This window comes from Pseudomonas syringae group sp. 247E2 (assembly GCF_032587795.1).
Lineage (GTDB): Bacteria > Pseudomonadota > Gammaproteobacteria > Pseudomonadales > Pseudomonadaceae > Aquipseudomonas > Aquipseudomonas amygdali.
In genome coordinates this window covers 190,649-207,524 of sequence record NZ_JAWHPK010000030.1, presented here as the reverse complement: position 1 = coordinate 207,524, position 16,876 = coordinate 190,649, and the positions used below count along the sequence as shown (strand labels likewise).

Below are 16,876 nucleotides of genomic sequence, written 5' to 3'. Positions count from 1 at the left end.
TCTGCGCCGGAAGTGGGGCGAATTATAGACAGATCACAGAGGGCGTCAACCGTTAATTTCAAAATCACCGAAATTGCCCGTTTCGTGATTACCTATATAGAAGGAAAAGCAAAGATTGCGCAATATATTGCCCATGCATCGATTGTTGCGCATCATGTTCGATTATCAGTGCCCGGATCACACCCAGGATGTACAACCAAAATGTCTGAGAAACCCCACACTATAGCGTCCGCCCTTTTCCCCCTGGGGCTGCTGATGATCGCCATGATCTCCATTCAAAGCGGCGCGTCACTGGCAAAGAGTCTTTTCCCCGTAGTGGGCGCGCAAGGCACCACGACCTTGAGGCTGGTATTTGCGAGCCTTATCCTTATCGCCATCCTGCGCCCATGGCGAGCGAATCTGACCGCAAAATCGCTACGCACTGTGGTGATCTACGGCATTGCGCTGGGCAGCATGAACCTCCTTTTCTATATGTCGTTGCAGACTGTGCCTTTGGGAATCGCGGTCGCGCTGGAGTTCACCGGTCCACTGGCTGTAGCTCTGCTGTCTTCGCGCAAGCCCATCGATTTTCTATGGGTTTCTCTGGCAGTCATCGGCTTATTGCTATTGATCCCCCTCGGGGCCTCGAACGAAGCGATTGATCTGCTCGGCGCTGCGTATGCCCTGGGGGCCGGAGTGTGCTGGGCCGCTTATATAGTGTTCGGGCATAAAGCAGGTGCAGACAACGGCGTACAGACCGCCGCGCTTGGCGTAATGATTGCCGCACTCTTCATCGGACCTGTCGGCGTGATACACGCAGGCTCTGCATTATTTGACATTTCATTGGTACCGGCAGCGCTGGGTGTCGCCATTCTGTCGACCGCCCTGCCCTACAGCCTGGAAATGATCGCTCTGACGCGAATGTCGGCACGCACATTTGGCACACTGGCAAGCCTGGAGCCTGTCTTCGCAGCGCTATCAGGTCTGGTGTTTCTTCACGAGAGCCTTTCGCTGACCCAATGGCTGGCAATTGGCGCAATCATCTTCGCATCCATCGGTGCCACCCTTGGTTCTGCAAACACAAAACCTCAATTGGTCCCTGCCGACTGAACTGACCACGCGGTCATAAGGTCAAGAAGCGACATGGCACTAGCATTTGTTAAGCGCATGCGCCATGTTTACACCTGACCTACAGATGTTCGAGAGTTCTGCGTTACAGTTTTATCGACTCATGATCCAGTCATCTGGATGGATCGCGATTAGCAATGGCCTGCTAAGGAAAGGAATGAAATACATTTTTATCGTATTGGCCATGTTGGCTGTGGCAGGTTGTGCAGCCACATCCAAGCCTGTCAAGCAAAGCAAGCGCGGCATTCACATCAACTGCTCTGGCCTGACGTCTTCTTGGGCCAAATGCTACGAGCTTGCGACCAACGCCTGTGCGTCAAGGACGTTCAAGGTCATCGCAAAATCGGGCGATGCCACCGAAGAGCCGGAAGACTATCCGTTCGGCCTCAACCCCGCAGGCTATACCAGCCGCAGCATGATTATCGTCTGCAGAAAAAGCACACCACTGACGGATCCGTTACCGCAGGACTGAGCCTGCGGTAACGCGCTTCGAGATATCAGACAGCGACCGTGCGTGCCTGCAACCACAACAGCGCTGTACCCTGCAGTAGAGGGCTCAATCGCGCAAGAACGTGAGCGTGGTAATCGTTCAACCAGGTGCGTTCTTCCTCGTTCAACATCGAGACCTCGATGCAACGCGTATCGATCGGGCAAAGCGTCAGGGTTTCAAAACGCAGGAACTCGCCGAACTCGGTAGTGCCCGCTTCCTGATTAATCACCAGGTTTTCGATGCGCACACCCCAGCGCCCGGGCCGGTAAGTACCAGGTTCAATAGACGTGATCATGCCTGGGAGCATTGCTGTCTGAGGCGTTGCAGGTGCCTGATAGGCAATAACTTGTGGCCCTTCGTGGACGTTCAGAAAATACCCGACACCATGCCCGGTGCCATGACCGTAGTTGACGCCTTCACTCCAGATTGGCGCTCGGGCAATGGCATCCAGCAACGGCGAAAGAATGCCTTTGGGAAAATGCGTGCGCGATAACGCAATAACGCCTTTGAGAACCCGCGTACAGTCCTGCTTCTGCTCGGCACTCGGCGTTCCGATCGCAACCATGCGCGTGATATCGGTGGTGCCACCAAGGTATTGACCGCCCGAGTCGATCAACAGCAAGCCATCACCTTCTATCTGCGCGTGCTCAGCTTCAGTCGCTCGGTAATGCGGCATCGCGCCGTTGGCATTGAACCCTGCAATGGTTGCAAAGCTGGGTGAAACATATCCAGGACGTCGCTCCCGTGCCTGAGTAAGCTTTTCATCAATCGTCACTTCGCTGATGGGCTCACGTCCCAGCGCACTGTCCAGCCAGGCGAAGAACTCGCAGAGCGCCGCACCATCCTGCTCCATTGCCTGACGGATGTGACCTGTATCGGTCTCGGTTTTTTGCGATTTCAGCAGCGTACTCGGATTAAGCCCTTCAACCAGGGTGACTTCACTGTCCAGGTAATCGAGCAAGCCGCAGGTAACACGCGCCGGATCAACCAGCAGTCGTGCGTCTTTCGGCAGCTCGCGCAAGGCTGCGCCAATCTGCGTGTATTCCATGAGATTGATGCCGTCGCGCTCCAGACGCGAGCGCACCGGGTCAGGCACTTTCCTTGAGTCCACGAACAGCGTGACGCTATGCGGACCGATCAAGGCGAAGGCGATGAAAACCGGATTGTAGGAAACGTCAGCGCCACGCAGATTGAACAGCCAGGCTATGTCATCCAGTGTTGCGATGAAGTGCCAGTCAGCGTTTCGCTCGGCAACGATCTGGCGAACACGAGCCAGTTTTTCAGCACGGTCCAGAGATGCCTGAGGGGGCAAGTGTTCGTAGATTGGATGAGACGGCAAGGCAGGACGGTCCTGCCACAGCTCGGTGAGCAGATCGATATCCGTGCGCAGGCGAGCACCACGCGCGTAAAGCCTGCTTGCAAGAGTGCGCGAAGAGGCAACGGCCAGGACCGCACCGTCTACGGCAACTACACTTTCGGCTTTGGCTTCGTCCGCCAGCCATTCAAGCGGCCCCTGCTGGCCCGGCAACAGTTTCACCAGCTCGATACCGCTACCTGCCAGTTCCTTGGTTGCCTGCTCCCAATAGCGACTGTCAGCCCATATGCCTGCAAAGTCCTGGGTAATGATCAGTGTACCGACCGAACCGTGAAAACCCGACAGCCACTGGCGCCCCTGCCAATAGCCGGGCAGGTATTCGGAGAGATGCGGATCCGCTGACGGCACCAGATAGGCATCGATGCGCTCCCTGCTCATCAAGGCGCGGGTTTGCGCCAAACGTTCTGCCACTTCTGAACTGGCATTGGATTGCGTGCTCATTGACTCTCCTGCTGACCCGGAAATTGACTGCTTTCACCGGTTCAGATAATGGAGCACTCATCGAGACTGAGCAACCGCCCAGAACGCTGGCTGAATCAGACAGGCATGAATCGACTCGGCCGCACGCTCGATATCCTGATCACGAGTGAAGCGCCCCAGGCTCAGACGTATGGTCTGACCGGCAGCCTGCGGGCTCAGCCCCAGAGCCAGCAGGACGTGTGAAGGCAGGTTCTTTGCAGAGTTACAGGCCGAGGTAGAAGAGAAGGCAAGTTTGTCACCCAGCGCTGCAACGTCGAGATCATTGTGGGTGAATGTAAAACTGAGGGTGTGGGCAATCCGCTGGGTGGGACTGCCGTTGATACACACACCCGGAATATCGGCCAGTCGCTCACACAGAAGACTATTGAGCCGCTGTATTTCAAAAACTTCTTCTTCAAGCACTTCGGCCGCCAGGGCAAAGGCCGCACCCATCCCGGCAATCTGATGCGTCGCCAGGGTGCCGGAGCGCAGACCACATTCATGCCCGCCCCCGTGAATCTGGGCGAGAACCCGTTGCTGCGCGCGCGGGCCGACATACAGCGCGCCAATCCCTTTGGGCCCATAGATTTTGTGTGCAGAAAGCGACATCAGGTCTACCGCGAGCTGACTCAAGTCAATCGGCAACTTGCCAGCGCCCTGCGCAGCGTCGACATGCAACAATGCGCCGTGAGCCCTTACCCGCCTGCCGATTTCCGCGATGTCGTTGACCGTACCCAGTTCGTTGTTGACCAGCATCAGCGAGACCAGAAACGTATCATCGCGCAAAGCGGCACTGACCGCGTCGGCGCTGATCAGGCCATCGCTGTCCGGTGCCAGCCAGGTAACCTCGACGCCCTCTTCCTCAAGTTGCCGCGCAGTATCAAGGGTTGCCTTGTGTTCGATCTGACTGGTGATGATATGACCGGATCTGCCTCCGGCGAATGCTGCCTGCCTCTTCGCGCGTTCTTGAGCCACGCCCTTGAGCGCCAGATTGCTGGATTCGGTGGCACCGGAGGTCCAGATGATCTGCGAGGCCTGAGCACCTACCAGACGGGCAACCTGCTCACGGGCAATCTCTACCGCAACGCGGGCCTTTTGTCCGAATGAATGAGCGCTGGATGCAGGGTTGCCAAAATTGCCTGACACACCCAGACAATCGACCATGACCCTGATAACACGCTCGTCCACAGGCGTAGTGGCGGCGTAATCAAAATACAGCACTGGCTCTTTCATGTTCGTTCTCCTGCCTGCAGTCCATGAACACGATCATGCACCAAACCGCATAGAACCAAAAATTATTAATTGATATTTAAATAGATCGATTGGAAATATAAAGAGGCACAGATTGTAAAATCCAGCGACTTATTGACGTCTTGCAAAGCACGTTCAGCGTGTCATTTAAATACACCTGCAAGATGATATTTTTTTGACACCCTTATAAATCAGTTAGTTATGAAATCTGATTTACCATTTATGAAAAATATAACAGAAAGGTGACGAAATAATTTGACAGATACCCTGCCGCGACCGATATATAGGACCGTCAGGCGCATTCCGTTGTCACGCACATGCCGCAGAGCATGGCGTCGGGATAATCAAGCCGAAGTTGACCGCTGTTTCCGTCCCACGCTTTCAGTTATTTCCACGGTGCTCAGCAGGCGCCGGCGGATGTCTGTTGACTCTCCATTCTATTTTTAAAGTACTGAACACGTTCGGTGTGGCGGTAGCGTTGCCTGAAGCAATGCAGCGCCCGTGCGCGAAAAAGATGTCTGGTCACTCACTCGGCAACACCCCGATTCAGAGAAACATGGAGGCTTCGATGATTAATGTGACCAAGACGTATCTGGGTGATATTGACCAGTTCAAACGCTACGTTGAAGGTATCTACGCCCGCGGCTGGCTGACCAATCACGGCCCGCTGGCCAAGGATCTGACGGACCGGCTCAAGGACTATCTGGGCGTCAAACACATTATTCTGACCAATAATGGCACCCTGGCCCTGCAGATTGCCTATCGGGCTCTGGGCTTGAGTGGCAGCGCTGTTACAACGCCATTCAGTTTCGTCGCCACCAGCAGCTCGCTGCAATGGGAAGGTATTCGCCCGGTCTTTGCCGATATTGATCCGGACACCTGGAATATCTCGCCACAGCACATCAAACGCAGCATCGCCGAAGACACTACGGCAATCGTGGGCACCCATGTGTTTGGCAATCCTTGCGACGTAGAAGCCATTCAGCAGATTGCCCGCGAACATAAGCTCAAGGTGATCTATGACGGCGCACATGCATTTGCCGTACGTCATGCCGACCAGTCGGTGCTCAATCATGGCGATATCAGCACCTTGAGCTTTCATGCCACCAAACTGTTCCACACGATTGAAGGCGGCGCGATCATCACCAACGATGACGAACTGGCCAGAAGCGCCCACCTGATGTGCAACTTTGGCATATCGGGAGTAGACCGAATCGACGGCATCGGCATCAATGCCAAGCTCAACGAATTCTCCGCAGCCATGGGGCTGTGCATTCTCGACAACATAGGCAACATCCTTGAAGAGCGCGCGCAAATCGCTCACCGCTATACGTCAGCGCTGGAAAGCTACCTGGATCTGCAAAAAACCCAGGCCGACAGCGAACTCAATAACAGCTATTACCCGGTGGCGCTGCGTAACGAACAACAGCTGTTGACGGTGCGCACCGCGCTCAACCTGCGCAAGATCAACCCTCGCCGCTATTTTTACCCCTCACTGGACACCCTTGAATACCTGCAACCACAGCCCGGCCAGCCTGTATCCAGAGCATTGAGCGAACGAGTGCTGTGCCTACCGATCTATCCCGGCCTGCTGAAAAGCGAGCAGGACCTGATCATACGCACGCTGATCGAAACCTGTGCTGTGACAGATATGGACTACCCGGCTTGCTCCGCTGCCAGGGTCTGCTGACTATCATGCGTGACACAAGCCCGGTCATTCGCGGCCGCTCGATCATTCGCAACACCGTCCTGAACTACAGCGGACAGGCCTATGTAATGTTGGTCGGGATTCTGATCATGCCGTTTTATCTGGGCCATCTGGGTGCCGAGGCCTACGGCTTGATCGGTTTCTTCACCCTGCTGCAAGCCTGGCTGCAACTGCTGGACGCGGGACTGTCTCCCAGCCTGGTGCGCGCAGTGGCACATCAGCAAGGCACTCCCGTGAGCGAGAAAAGCCTGGGCCGTCTACTGCGCTCATTCGAACTGATATTTCTACCGATCACGATGCTCTGCGGCCTGCTTGTCCATGTCGCCAGTCCCTGGATCGCAGCACAATGGTTGAACGCCAATACGCTGCAACCCGACACTCTGGCGCATTGCATCACCTTGATGGGCATCGTCATCGCCTTGCGCCTGTATTCGACACTCTATAAAAGCGCCATTCAGGGCCTTGAGCAGCACGCCTGGCTGAACGCTGCCAATGTGTCGATTGCAACGCTGCGCTACTTCGGCGGCTTGCTGCTGGTCAGTCAGTTCTCCCGAGACCCACAAGACTTTTTTGTATTTCAGCTCGGGGTCGGGCTGCTCGAAGCCCTGCTTTTTGCCAGCAAAGCCCGCAGGCAGATGCCTGCGCCGCGCTGGCTGACCGGCCTGGACTGGCAACTGATCAAGCCGCTGCTGCCGTTCGCCGCCAGTCTGTCGTTGAGCGCAGTGCTGTGGATTGTGCTGACTCAGGTGGACAAGGTGCTGCTGTCGAATCTGCTGCCACTGGACCAGTACGGCTACTTCTCACTGGTTGCGTTGATCGCCACGGGCATCGTGATGCTGAGCAACCCGCTGGTTCAGACGCTCTTGCCGCGCCTGACTGTGTTGGTGGCCGAAGGTAGGCGCGACGACATGCACACGTTGTTTCTGGCAGCCAATCGCCTTGCCTGTACCTTTCTGTTCCCTCTGGCAGGCGTAATTGCCCTATATGCCGAGCCGCTGATTATCGCCTGGACGGGTGATCACACAGCTGCGCGCTGGAGTGGACCGGTGCTGGGCTGGTACGCGCTGGGCAGCGCAATCATGGCTGCCAGTGCTTTCCAGTTCTACCTGCAATACGCCTATGGCCGAATGCACTTGCACCTGTGGTACAGCGTGATTTCGACACTGATCAGCGTGCCTGTAATGTTCGTGGCTATCCATTATCAAGGCGTTTACGGCGCAGCGCTGGCGTGGTTTTTCCTGCGTGCGACGTCCTTCGCCATATGGCCCGTCATCGTCCATCAGCACTTGGCACCGGGTCTTCATCGGCAATGGTTGAGCGACATTCTGCGTATCAGTGCGATGACCGCTGCGGGCCTGGCGATCAGCGCGCCTGTATTCCATCTGATTGCCGATGAAAGCCGTGGCAGCCTGCTGCTGGCGCTCGCCGCCAGCGGCCTTGTCACTCTGGCACTGGTGGCGGCAAGCCATGGGCCGCTAGCGTCAAAAATCTATGTTTTGTTCAGCAAACCGAGTACCTGAGCCATGGACGACACTGCAAAAAATACCGGCGAACCCTGCGTGGCATCGCCGTTGCTGAGCATCATATGCCCCGCCTACAACCAGGAGGCCTTCATTGCTCAGGCACTGGAAGGGTTTCTGTCACAGCAGACCGATTTCAGGTTTGAAATCCTGATCAACGACGATGCATCCACGGACAGCACTGCACGCATCATTGCGCACTACGCCGAGCGGTATCCGACGATCATTCGGCCCTTCTATCAACAGGTCAACCAGTACAGTCAGGGCGCACCTTGCGTTCCGGGCCTGTTCGCCGAAGCCCGCGGCCGTTATATCGCCTACTGCGAAGCCGACGATTACTGGACTGATCCGCGAAAGCTGCAGCTGCAAGTGGACTTTCTCGAGAGCCATGCCGATTACGTCATTACCTATCACGACGCGTTCGCCTTCGACGAATACGGCCAGTACGGCGTGCAACTGCAAGGCCTGTTGCGCAACGATGCTACGGCGCTGGAGCTGCAACAGGCCAGACGCCTGTCGACCCTGACCGTCTGCTTTCGCAATGTGTTCAGCACAATGCCGCCCGAATTGAGCATGTGCGGAGCACCGTTGAACGATATGTGCTGGTGGTCATTGCTGGGGGCCTACGGCAAAGGCAAGTTCATGGCGCAGATCAAGCCGGCTGCCTATCGGCTGCACCCCGGCGGCGTGTTTTCCATGCGCAGCGACAAACGCAAATTGCATATGAACCTGCAGACCTGTTCAAGCCTGGCCAACTATTACAATCGTCTGGGCAATCAGCCCCTGTACGAACACTTCCTGATGCAGACGGTGTGCCTCTCGCTGGCCGCGCTCGCCCCCCGCCACAAACTGCAGACGTTGTGGAAAGTGGCCGGCAATGTTGTCGTCAACCTGAGCAGACGCCTGTTCCAGACCAGTGGCAAAGCACATGTTCAGTAACGTACTGGTGTTGTGCGTCGGCAACATCTGCCGCAGCCCGATGGCCGTCGCGATACTGCATCAACGCCTGGAGGCCACGCAGGTGCGCGTTCAGTCAGCAGGCATCGCCGCGCTGTCAGGTTCGTCCATCGACCCGGCGGCTCGGCAGGTTCTGCAAACGCACCGGGTACAGCCGCAGCGCCATGCAGCTCGGCAGATGAGCCGTGATCTGCTACGCCAGGCCGACCTGATTCTGCTGATGGAGCAGGCACATTTTGCCGACGTCCTCAAACTCGCACCCGAAGTACGCGGCAAAGCCTTTCTGATCGGTAAATGGCAGCACCCGCTCGACATCGCCGACCCTTACCGACGTCCCGCATCAGCCTTTGAACAGACCTACACGCAGCTCTCACGCTGCATTGACGACTGGCTTCCTCATTTTCAGTCAGGAGCAACAGGATAAATGACCGTCATGAACCGTCCTTCGCTGGATTTCCACCAGGACTCCCGGATTGATCTGGCAACGGTCCTGCGCATGCTGTTCGATCACAAAGCGCTGATCCTGTGGACCGTCAGCCTGTTTTTTCTGATCGGTCTGGGCTATGCCATTCTGGCCACGCCGGTGTATCAGGCCACCGCCATGATCCAGATAGAGCCCCGAAAAATCGGCATCGAGGGCACCCCGGAGGTCAGCGCCAAGCCATTGTCAGTGTCGCAGGCGACCACCGAGATCGAGCTGATCAAGTCGCGCGCATTGTTGGGCAAGGTCGTCGACGATCTGAAGCTCAATACGCTGCAGACACCTGATTTCTTTCCGGTAATCGGCCCTTACCTATACCGTACCTTCAAGCCAGTGCGCGAAGGTGAATTGGCTAAGCCGTTATTCAGCCTTACGCAATACGCGTGGGGTGGCGAGAAAATCGAGGTATTCCAACTGGAGGTGCCGGAGCACCTGCTGGGCGAAAAACTCACCCTCATCGCAGGCAAGCCTGGCCAGTTCTCGCTCTACGACAACGAGCACAATCTGCTGCTTGGCGGCACCATCAACCGCATTGTCGAAGGTAACGGGGTGAAGATTCAGGTCGCTGCCCTGCGGGCGCGTCCCGGTACCGATTTCAGTGTCTCCAGACAGCGCACGCTCAGCACCGCGCTGGTTTATCAGAACCGGTTGAAAATAGCCGAAGCCGGCCGGGACTCGGGCATCATCTACCTGTCCATAGAGGACCAGGACGCACAGCGGGCCAACCGGATTCTCGACGAAGTCAGCCATCTTTATGTACGCCAGAACGTGGAGCGCAGTTCGGCCGAGGCCGCACAACGGCTGCAGTTTCTACGCTCGCAGTTGCCTGCCGTGCGCAAACAGCTTGAGGACGCGGAGACTGCGCTGAACACCTTCCAGACCAGCGCCAGGTCGGTGGACCTGAGCATCGAAACCAAAGGCGTGCTTGATCAGGTGGTCAGCCTCGACTCGATGCTTTCCGAACTGAAACTCAGGCGCGTAGAGCTGGAACGGTTGTACACCCGTGAGCACCCGACCTATCGCAGCCTGATGAGCCAGATGAACCAGCTGGAACAACAGAAACAAGGCCTGTTGAAGAAGATCGACGCGCTGCCCATGACCCAGCAGGAGTTGCTGCGTCTGACCCGCGATATGCAGGTCATCAGCCAGACCTACACATTGATGCTCAACAAGAGTCAGGAGCAGGACATTCTGCGTGCTGGCAGCATTGGTAATGTGCGGGTCATCGACAACGCCGACACCAATGTCGAGAAACCCGTCAAACCGATGAAGACGCTGATTGTGCTGATCGCCACGCTGATCGGCGCACTGGTCGCGATGACCATCGTATTCGTGCGCCAGGCGTTCTATCGGGGCATCGAGAGCGCCGAAATCATCGAAAGTCTGGGCATGCCGGTCTACGCATCACTGCCCCATTCGCGTCAGCAGGAACGCCTGGAAAAGCGCGATCAGGACAGCAAGGATTCAAGACTGCTGAGCATTGCCGCACCCGGCGAGCTGGCCATCGAATCGCTGCGCAGCCTGCGTACCAGCGTGCACTTCGCCATGCTGGAGGCGCGTAACAACGTACTGATGATATCGAGCCCGACACCAGGCGCCGGCAAATCGTTTGTATCGAGCAATCTGGCAACCATCATTGCCCAGACCGGCAGGCGGGTTCTGCTGATCGATGCCGATATGCGCAAAGGCTACCTGCATCGCCTCTTTGGCCTGCAGCCCAAACACGGTCTGTCCGACACGCTGGCCGCCCGTTTGCGGTGCACCGAAGTCATCCATCAGACGCGGGTCCGGCATCTGGATTTTATGTCCTGTGGTTTCGCGGCACCCAACCCCTCGGAACTGCTGATGCATGACAACTTCAACAAGATGCTGGCCGAATTGTCGCCACTGTATGACCTGATCCTGATTGACACGCCACCCATCCTCGCTGTGACCGACGCGACGCTGGTGGGTCGCCAGGCAGGCACCTGTCTGCTGGTTGCTCGTTTCGGCATGACCACCGCCCAGGAAATCGAAGCCTGCAAGCGCCGCCTGGGCCAGAACGGAATTCTGATCAAGGGTGCCATTTTCAACGCGGTGGTACGCAAGGCCACGACGTCCGATTACGACTACGCGGCCTATGGCTACAACTACCACCCTGCGCCCCGATAACCCGTATTGACGCCTGCCGTTCACTGAGCTGTTTCATTTAAAAGGAATTAATCATGGCCCTCTCCGCCCAGGAAGCTCGCTGGTATCTGATCCAGACCAAACCGCGTCAGGAAGCCCGCGCCGAAGAGCATTTGCGACGCCAGCATTTCCAGTGCTACCGACCGCTGCAGGTCGATGTGAAAAAAACCGCTGCCAGGGTTCAGGCCGACGAGCCTTTGTTTCCCGGTTACCTGTTCATTCAGATGGATCAGGTACAGGACAACTGGTACCCGATTCGCTCCACACGCGGAGTCTCGCGCATTGTGACGTTCGGCGGGCACCCGGTGCCGGTCCGCGATCATCTGATCGAGCAGATCCGCCAGCGACTCTCCACACCTGCGCCCAAAGCACGATTTATTCAAGGTGATCCGGTAATGATCACGACGGGCAGCTGGAGTGATGTGGAAGCCATCTTTCTGAGCGAAGACGGTACCGAGCGTGCGGTGATTCTGCTCAACATGCTGCAACGCCAGCAAAAAATGGTGTTGCCCATCAGCAGCCTGTCAAGGGTCGAAGCCCGCGCGTAAGACCTGCCGCACCTGTAGGAAACTGCCCAAGGCGTGTGCCTGAAACATGCGTCTCAGCCTGCTTAACCAGCCCCGGAACCACACCATGCCCCACCAGACCACCTTGGTGACGCTCACCTATGGTGACCGTTTCAGCTATCTGCACACATTGATCAGCCGCTCGCTGGAGAGCCCGCTGATCGGTCGTGTGATCATTGTCAGCAATGCTTCCGTTGCACCCTTGCAGGCGCTGTGCGATGAGTGGCCCGACCGGATTCAGGTGCTCTGGCTGCCTGACAACACCGGCTCGGCCAACGGCTATTCGACAGGCATCAAGGCCGCGCTGGAAACCGGCGACGATTACATCTGGTTGATGGACGACGATAACGCGCCGACCACCCATGCCATTGAGGTGTTACACCGGTCTCTTCATGAACGTGAAACGATCGACGGCAGGGACAATTGCGCAGTGCTCGGCTTTCGCCCCACGCATCAAGCGGACATCGCCGCGGGTGTACCGCTGCGTTACGCAATTCAGCGGCGCTCAAGCTTCTTCGGCTTTCACATCGCCCAGTTGCCATACAAGATCTGGCGACGCCTGCCCTTCGGAAAGCCCGGTGCCAGCGTGCCCATGCCGGAACGGGTGCAGCTCCCTTTCGCCACCTACGGGGGGTTACTGGCCCATCGCAGCCTGTACAAGAAGATCGGACTGCCACTGGACGCGCTCAAGCTGTACAGCGATGACACCGAATACACCTGGCGCATTACCGACGGTGGCGGGAAGGTATTTCTGGTCCCCGAAGCGCTGCTGGAGGATCTCGAGGATTCATGGAACATCAAGGCGCGCACCCGCAACGTCTATGAAAGCTACTTGTCGGGCGGATCGGACCTGCGCGCTTATTACGCCGCGCGTAACCAGGCGTGGTTCGACAGGCATATCTGGGCGTCCTCCCCACTGCTCTATCAAGTCAATCGCCTGGTATTTCTCTGCCTGTTGAGCCTGTATGCCTGGCGCTATGACGCCGATGCGCGCCTGAACCTGCTCAACGACGCCATTCACGATGGGGAAGCCAGCGTGCTGGGCCTGAACAAGGCCTACCCGTTATGAAAATTCTGTTTATCAGCAGCCTTTATGCGCCCGATATCGGCGGCGGCGCAGAGATCATTCTGCAACGTACTGTCGAGGGCTTGCAGCAACGCGGGCACAGCGTCGCCGTGCTGGCCACCACCGACCGGCCCGGTTTGCAGTTGGCAGAGGTCAATCGGGTCAAGGTCTATCGCGCCGGCCTGCTTAACCGGTACTGGCACTTCATGGCCCAGCGTCCGGGCCGTCTGGCGCGGCTTGCCTGGCACTGGCGTGATCGCTACAACGCCGGCATGCGCGAATACGTAGGGCGGGTGATGGAACTGGAGCAACCGGAGCTGGTGGTGTGCCATAACCTGACCGGCTGGTCGGTGTCGGCGTGGGACGAAATAAGCAGGGCCAATCGCCCGATCGTGCAGGTCCTGCATGACTTTTACTTGCTCTGCCCGGCCAGCACCATGTTCAAGAAGGGTCATAACTGCCAGCGCCAATGCACGATGTGCACGCAGTTGCGCAGCAATCATGCACAGCAGTCAGAACAGGTCGACACGGTCGTGGGTGTCAGCCGCTTCATGCTCGACACCTTGCAGGCGCAGGGCTATTTCAACGGCGCGCGGGGTTACGTAGTGCATAACGCCAGCCCGTTCACTCCACCGATTTCGGGGCAGCCCAAGGCACCCGCCGATGATGCACCGTTGCGCTTCGGTTACCTGGGCACGCTGTCCACAAACAAGGGGCTGGGATGGTTGATTGATCAGTTTCAGCATCTGCCGTTCAAAGCCACCCTGCAGATTGCCGGCCGTGGGCAGGCATCTGATGAAAAGCACTTCAGGGCCATGGCCACATCACCGGACATCAGTTTTGTCGGCGTCCAGAAGCCCGAAGACTTCTACCGCCAGATCGACGTGGCAATCGTCCCCTCCCTGTGGAATGAGCCGTTCGGCATGGTGGCCGTCGAGGCCTGCGCACATGCTCTGCCAGTCATCGCCAGCCGCATGGGCGGGCTGACGGAAATCATTCAGGAACCGCTCAACGGTCTGCTGTGCAGCCCCGATGACCCGGACTCGTTGGGGATGGCAATGCTCAAACTGCACCAGCAACCCGAATTGCTTAAGCGCCTCGGCAGCCAGGCGCGCAACAGCGTCGCGTCGTTGATGAACCTGGACCTCATGCTGGACCAGTACGAAAGCATCTTTGCCCAGACCCTGCAGGACCGCCGCACGTACGTCACACAGTGAAGGGGCGCAATCTGCCCCATCAAGCCCGTTCAAGGACAGGATCTGGCACCAGCCAGATCACCCTCATCAGCAGGATGCTCGAGATGATTGTCATCAATTCACGGTTCCTCACCCAGGATGTCAGCGGTGTACAGCGTTACGCAGAGCATATGTGCAGAGCCCTGAAGCGGCTGCGCGACGATCTGGTATTCGTCGCTCCGCGCACCATCAGGCTGCATGACTGTGCCAGCGCACTGGAGGCCCAGTGCATCGGTCATTCCACCGGGCATATGTGGGAGCAGATCGACCTGCCGCTTCACTTGAAACGTCAGGGCAGCCCGCTGCTGATTTCAGTCAGCAACACAGGGCCAATGTTCTATGGCAACCAGATAGCGACTCACCACGACATCACCTATGTGCGCTATCCGCAAAGCTACACCCGGCTATTCCGCCTGGCCTATCGGACCATCACCCCGATTCTGCTGTCACGCGCCAGAACGCTGATCACCGGCAGCAACTTCTCGCGAAGGGAAATAACCTCGTTCTATGGCTACGCCGAGGACAAGGTGCTGGTCGTGCCCGCTGCGGTCAGTGACGAATTCACGCCGAGGCCGACACCTGTCGATCAGCCGAAATACTTGCTTGCAGTTTCCTCACCCGCCGTACACAAGAATTTCAACCGGATGATTCAGGCATTTCTGAGTTTGCGTGGCCACACCGACCTGCAACTGCATATTGTCGGCGCAGCCAGCGCATTGTTCGCCGACCCTGATCTGCAACACCTCGCCTGCCGTGACCCGCGCATCCGTTTTCTGGGGCGACTCAGCGATGCCGAGCTGATCAGCCAATATCAGGGTGCCACAGCGTTCGTATTTCCCTCGCTTTACGAGGGGTTCGGCATTCCGCCGCTTGAAGCACAGGCCTGCGGTTGCCCGGTGCTGGCCGCCAATGCCGCTTCGATTCCCGAAGTCCTGCAAGGCAGCGCACTGTATTTCGACCCGCTGGACGTCAGCCACATGGCCGCAGCAATGCAGCGCGTGCTGGTGGATGCGCCGTTGCGCAATGCGCTGCGTGTTCAGGGATTGCATAACGTGCAGCGTTTTTCCTGGGACCTTTCCGCGCAGCGCCTTTCCCAGCGTATCGATGCGCTGCTGGAGTCTGCTCCTGCGTCGCCAAGCAAGCAGCACGTCGTACCCGAGTCGTCCGCCGGCAAACCCTGAACCCACAACAGTAACGCCAGGATGCGCCCTGTCGCATCCGCAGTAGCGCGGGCCATTACAGCAAGGAACGCCCATGAGAATTGCTATTGTCCACGACTGGCTGGTGAGTTACGCCGGTGCCGAGCGCGTGCTTGCTTCACTGATCAACGTCTGGCCCGATGCGGATCTGTTTGCAGTCATCGACTTTCTCAACGATCAGGACCGCGCGCAGCTGCGCGGCAAGGTAGCCAGAACAACGTTCATCCAGAAGCTGCCCGGCGCGCGCAAACATTATTCACGCTACCTGCCGCTGATGCCGCTGGCCATCGAGCAACTGGACCTCTCCGGCTACGACCTGATCATCAGCAGCAGCCACGCAGTGGCCAAGGGCGTGCTTTGCGGCCCGGACCAACTGCACATCAGCTATGTGCATTCGCCAATTCGCTACGCCTGGGACTTGCAGCACCAGTACTTGCAGGAATCAGGGCTGGGCAAGGGAATCAAGGGCAGTCTGGCGCGCCTGGTCCTGCATTACATGCGCCTGTGGGACCAACGCACGTCGACCGGTGTGGACGCATTCATTGCCAATTCGGGCTTTATCGGCGCACGCATCTCGAAGGCGTATCGACGTGACTCCACCGTCATCTATCCGCCAGTGGACACGCTCGGTTTCACCCCCCAAGGCGCGCGTGGGGACTTCTACCTGTGTGCCTCGCGGATGGTGCCCTACAAGCGCATGCCAATGATCGTCGAAGCCTTCGCCGCCATGCCGGACAAACGCCTGATCATGATCGGTGACGGACCGGACCTGGCCAAGGCGCAGGCCATTGCCAGGCAGGCGCCTAACGTAACGCTGCTGGGTTTCCAGCCTGGCGCGGTACTGCTGGAACATATGCGCAGCGCCAAGGCGTTCGTCTTCGCCGCCGAGGAGGATTTCGGCATCAGCCCGGTTGAAGCCCAAGCCTGCGGCACGCCGGTAATAGCGTTCGGCAAGGGCGGCATCATGGAGACCGTGCACGGCCTGGATCACCCGCAACCGACCGGCGTGCTCTACCGGCAGCAAACCGTGGCAGCGCTGAGCGCCGCCATCGGCGAGTTTGAAGCTGCGCAATCACGCATCTCGCCGCAGGCCTGCCGGGCCAACGCCGAACGGTTTTCGGTGGCGCGTTTCGAGCAGGAGATCAAAGCCTTCGTCGAGAATCGTCTGGCCACCTCGCATCTTGTGCATCTGGCTCGCCTGCCCCACCCGCACCGCGTCGCTCAACCAGCGCCGGTCTCGGGCAGCGAACTGCCAGGCCGTGTCGTCCCCATAAAAACCGTCTGAGCGAGCCT

14 protein-coding genes are annotated in these 16,876 nt (G+C 57.9%); 12 read left to right on the top strand and 2 right to left on the bottom strand.

What is annotated here, in order from left to right:
• Positions 1 to 201: 201 nt before the first annotated feature.
• Positions 202 to 1,089 carry a threonine/homoserine exporter RhtA gene (gene rhtA, locus RYC18_RS24140; protein ID WP_016980612.1) on the top strand — a complete coding sequence of 296 codons (888 nt, stop codon included), beginning with the start codon at positions 202 to 204 and terminating at the stop codon, positions 1,087 to 1,089.
• Between the two features lie 175 nt (positions 1,090 to 1,264).
• On the top strand, positions 1,265 to 1,579 hold the full coding sequence (locus RYC18_RS24135) for a hypothetical protein (RefSeq protein WP_002554031.1): 315 nt from the start codon (positions 1,265 to 1,267) through the stop codon (positions 1,577 to 1,579).
• A gap of 25 nt (positions 1,580 to 1,604) precedes the next feature.
• Here RYC18_RS24135 and RYC18_RS24130 read toward each other — a convergent pair whose 3' ends face one another.
• Together RYC18_RS24130 and RYC18_RS24125 are read right to left on the bottom strand one after the other, a co-directional pair.
• The gene (locus RYC18_RS24130) at positions 1,605 to 3,413 is read right to left on the bottom strand and encodes an aminopeptidase P family protein (RefSeq protein ID WP_019741843.1); all 1,809 of its coding nucleotides are present in this window, start codon (positions 3,411 to 3,413) and stop codon (positions 1,605 to 1,607) included.
• A gap of 57 nt (positions 3,414 to 3,470) precedes the next feature.
• Positions 3,471 to 4,664 carry a cysteine desulfurase family protein gene (locus RYC18_RS24125; protein ID WP_005780709.1) on the bottom strand — a complete coding sequence of 398 codons (1,194 nt, stop codon included), beginning with the start codon at positions 4,662 to 4,664 and terminating at the stop codon, positions 3,471 to 3,473.
• Between the two features lie 586 nt (positions 4,665 to 5,250).
• Here RYC18_RS24125 and RYC18_RS24120 point away from each other — a divergent pair.
• The 10 genes from RYC18_RS24120 to RYC18_RS24075 all read left to right on the top strand — a co-directional run bounded on the left by RYC18_RS24120 (position 5,251) and on the right by RYC18_RS24075 (position 16,868).
• The gene (locus RYC18_RS24120; protein ID WP_016980614.1) at positions 5,251 to 6,372 is read left to right on the top strand and encodes a DegT/DnrJ/EryC1/StrS family aminotransferase; all 1,122 of its coding nucleotides are present in this window, start codon (positions 5,251 to 5,253) and stop codon (positions 6,370 to 6,372) included.
• 5 nt (positions 6,373 to 6,377) lie between these two features.
• A complete protein-coding gene (locus RYC18_RS24115) occupies positions 6,378 to 7,910 on the top strand; it encodes a lipopolysaccharide biosynthesis protein (RefSeq protein ID WP_039847417.1) in 1,533 nt (510 codons plus the stop codon).
• A gap of 3 nt (positions 7,911 to 7,913) precedes the next feature.
• On the top strand, positions 7,914 to 8,849 hold the full coding sequence (locus RYC18_RS24110; protein WP_005754376.1) for a glycosyltransferase family 2 protein: 936 nt from the start codon (positions 7,914 to 7,916) through the stop codon (positions 8,847 to 8,849).
• On the top strand, positions 8,839 to 9,291 hold the full coding sequence (locus RYC18_RS24105) for a low molecular weight protein-tyrosine-phosphatase (RefSeq protein ID WP_002554036.1): 453 nt from the start codon (positions 8,839 to 8,841) through the stop codon (positions 9,289 to 9,291). Before RYC18_RS24110 ends, RYC18_RS24105 begins: the two co-directional genes overlap by 11 nt.
• Positions 9,292 to 11,499 carry a polysaccharide biosynthesis tyrosine autokinase gene (locus RYC18_RS24100; RefSeq protein ID WP_005780702.1) on the top strand — a complete coding sequence of 736 codons (2,208 nt, stop codon included), beginning with the start codon at positions 9,292 to 9,294 and terminating at the stop codon, positions 11,497 to 11,499.
• A 53-nt stretch (positions 11,500 to 11,552) separates the two neighbouring features.
• On the top strand, positions 11,553 to 12,065 hold the full coding sequence (rfaH, locus tag RYC18_RS24095) for a transcription/translation regulatory transformer protein RfaH (RefSeq protein WP_004660994.1): 513 nt from the start codon (positions 11,553 to 11,555) through the stop codon (positions 12,063 to 12,065).
• 85 nt (positions 12,066 to 12,150) lie between these two features.
• On the top strand, positions 12,151 to 13,152 hold the full coding sequence (locus RYC18_RS24090) for a glycosyltransferase (RefSeq protein ID WP_005780700.1): 1,002 nt from the start codon (positions 12,151 to 12,153) through the stop codon (positions 13,150 to 13,152).
• Positions 13,149 to 14,366 (top strand): glycosyltransferase family 4 protein, encoded by a 1,218-nt coding sequence (locus tag RYC18_RS24085; RefSeq protein ID WP_016981470.1) that lies wholly within the window; start codon positions 13,149 to 13,151, stop codon positions 14,364 to 14,366. The genes RYC18_RS24090 and RYC18_RS24085 overlap by 4 nt, the downstream gene beginning before the upstream one ends.
• Positions 14,367 to 14,449: 83 nt before the next feature.
• Positions 14,450 to 15,565, top strand: coding sequence for a glycosyltransferase family 4 protein (locus RYC18_RS24080; RefSeq protein WP_016981469.1), 1,116 nt, complete (start codon positions 14,450 to 14,452; stop codon positions 15,563 to 15,565).
• A 73-nt stretch (positions 15,566 to 15,638) separates the two neighbouring features.
• A complete protein-coding gene (locus tag RYC18_RS24075; protein WP_005780693.1) occupies positions 15,639 to 16,868 on the top strand; it encodes a glycosyltransferase family 4 protein in 1,230 nt (409 codons plus the stop codon).
• Positions 16,869 to 16,876 lie beyond the last annotated feature (8 nt).

What these genes read in the sequence shown, in the direction of transcription:
- RYC18_RS24135 (WP_002554031.1), top strand. Translation starts at nt 1,265, where the DNA reads ATGAAATACATTTTTATCGTATTGGCCATGTTGGCTGTGGCAGGTTGT.
- rhtA (WP_016980612.1), top strand. Translation starts at nt 202, where the DNA reads ATGTCTGAGAAACCCCACACTATAGCGTCCGCCCTTTTCCCCCTGGGG.
- RYC18_RS24115 (WP_039847417.1), top strand. Translation starts at nt 6,378, where the DNA reads ATGCGTGACACAAGCCCGGTCATTCGCGGCCGCTCGATCATTCGCAAC.
- RYC18_RS24080 (WP_016981469.1), top strand. Translation starts at nt 14,450, where the DNA reads ATGATTGTCATCAATTCACGGTTCCTCACCCAGGATGTCAGCGGTGTA.
- RYC18_RS24105 (WP_002554036.1), top strand. Translation starts at nt 8,839, where the DNA reads ATGTTCAGTAACGTACTGGTGTTGTGCGTCGGCAACATCTGCCGCAGC.
- RYC18_RS24100 (WP_005780702.1), top strand. Translation starts at nt 9,292, where the DNA reads ATGACCGTCATGAACCGTCCTTCGCTGGATTTCCACCAGGACTCCCGG.
- RYC18_RS24075 (WP_005780693.1), top strand. Translation starts at nt 15,639, where the DNA reads ATGAGAATTGCTATTGTCCACGACTGGCTGGTGAGTTACGCCGGTGCC.
- rfaH (WP_004660994.1), top strand. Translation starts at nt 11,553, where the DNA reads ATGGCCCTCTCCGCCCAGGAAGCTCGCTGGTATCTGATCCAGACCAAA.
- RYC18_RS24130 (WP_019741843.1), bottom strand. Translation starts at nt 3,413, where the DNA reads ATGAGCACGCAATCCAATGCCAGTTCAGAAGTGGCAGAACGTTTGGCG.
- RYC18_RS24125 (WP_005780709.1), bottom strand. Translation starts at nt 4,664, where the DNA reads ATGAAAGAGCCAGTGCTGTATTTTGATTACGCCGCCACTACGCCTGTG.
- RYC18_RS24085 (WP_016981470.1), top strand. Translation starts at nt 13,149, where the DNA reads ATGAAAATTCTGTTTATCAGCAGCCTTTATGCGCCCGATATCGGCGGC.
- RYC18_RS24110 (WP_005754376.1), top strand. Translation starts at nt 7,914, where the DNA reads ATGGACGACACTGCAAAAAATACCGGCGAACCCTGCGTGGCATCGCCG.
- RYC18_RS24120 (WP_016980614.1), top strand. Translation starts at nt 5,251, where the DNA reads ATGATTAATGTGACCAAGACGTATCTGGGTGATATTGACCAGTTCAAA.
- RYC18_RS24090 (WP_005780700.1), top strand. Translation starts at nt 12,151, where the DNA reads ATGCCCCACCAGACCACCTTGGTGACGCTCACCTATGGTGACCGTTTC.